At 39.4% G+C, this 790-nt stretch carries 1 protein-coding gene and 3 tRNA genes; 1 reads left to right on the top strand and 3 read right to left on the bottom strand.

The features are described from left to right. The coding region (locus VER_RS10085; protein WP_162100688.1) for a transposase at positions 1-233 on the top strand (233 nt) is incomplete at its 5' end. Between the two features lie 77 nt (positions 234-310). On the opposite strand, the gene VER_RS10090 is transcribed toward VER_RS10085, so the two are convergent. The 3 genes from VER_RS10090 to VER_RS10100 form a co-directional block, all read right to left on the bottom strand. After that, positions 311-396 (bottom strand) — tRNA-Leu (locus tag VER_RS10090). Positions 397-414: 18 nt separating this feature from the next. Then, positions 415-490 (bottom strand) — tRNA-Phe (locus VER_RS10095). Positions 491-521: 31 nt separating this feature from the next. Then, positions 522-597 (bottom strand) — tRNA-Asp (locus tag VER_RS10100). Positions 598-790 lie beyond the last annotated feature (193 nt).

Consider the following 790-nt stretch of genomic DNA (forward strand, 5'->3'; position numbering starts at 1 on the left):
AATTTAAATCACTTCTAAAGGCCTTTAAATTTTGGCGAGAAGAGATAGTGAATGCCCTAACATTACCGTACTCTAACGGCTTTACAGAAGGTTGTAACAATAAAATAAAAGCACTGAAACGTTGTGCGTTTGGAATACAAAACTTCGAACGCTTTCGTAATCGGATTTTATTCATTAATGCTAAAAAAGGACACACAACAATTACGTCGCATGTCCTTCCTAAGAGTGCATAATCTCTTTAGCGCCCCAAAATTTGACAAAGAGCCACAAAAACGCCCTGTGAAAACTCACAAGGCGCTTATTTACTGTATGGTGCGGTTGATGGGACTTGAACCCATACGAGCGTACGCTCACCACCCCCTCAAGATGGCGTGTCTGCCATTCCACCACAACCGCATGGAATTTTGTTTTTAATGGTGCCTCAGGACAGAATCGAACTGTCGACACAAGGATTTTCAGTCCTTTGCTCTACCGACTGAGCTACCGAGGCAAATGAGGAAAACCATTTATAAATAAAAAAATGGCGACCCCGATCAGATTTGAACTGACGATCTTCGCCGTGACAGGGCGACATGTTAACCGCTACACCACGGGGCCGCAATACCATTGTTTCAGGTACTTTCATATAGTATCATGATTTTATTTTTTGCGCAAGAGGGAAAATGAATTTTCTTACATTTTTTTTGAGGGAATATGTAAATGAAGATTGGAACACAATATGAAATACAATATGAAATTACATTGACACTCATTCTATTAATACGTATTAAAGGTAGTGTAAATAATTTTG

Source organism: Veillonella sp. R32 (genome assembly GCF_010093125.1).
GTDB lineage: Bacteria > Bacillota > Negativicutes > Veillonellales > Veillonellaceae > Veillonella_A.